This window comes from Tritonibacter sp. SIMBA_163 (assembly GCF_046535935.1).
In the GTDB taxonomy this organism is placed as follows: Bacteria; Pseudomonadota; Alphaproteobacteria; order Rhodobacterales; family Rhodobacteraceae; genus Epibacterium; species Epibacterium scottomollicae.
Genome location: NZ_JAWJBP010001501.1, coordinates 1 through 231, shown reverse-complemented (window position 1 = coordinate 231; position 231 = coordinate 1). Strand labels below are relative to the sequence as shown.

Annotated in this window: 1 pseudogene; it reads right to left on the bottom strand. The window is 63.2% G+C overall.

The annotated features are described in order from the left end of the window. Position 1: 1 nt before the first annotated feature. Positions 2 to 231 (bottom strand): annotated as a pseudogene (locus R0J92_RS27290) (ABC transporter ATP-binding protein); the annotation flags it as partial.

The following is a 231-nucleotide window of genomic DNA, read 5'->3' as shown; positions in this document are numbered from 1 at the left end:
GCTAGCGATCCATCAACGACGCATGGGGGTTCACCGCTAGCCGAGCCACAGGGAGGGCGCTAGTGGTCACGCCTTTGCTCAGCAAGTAGCTCTCAAACGCGGCATAGCGCCGCTCATCCCGCGCGGCGGGGCTTAACGCAACGCGGCGCAACAGATCCTCCCACGCTCCTTGGTTAACGGGCTTATCCAGCACAGGGTGAGTGGTGGTTAGCAGCGTCCAGGCGTCTTCCG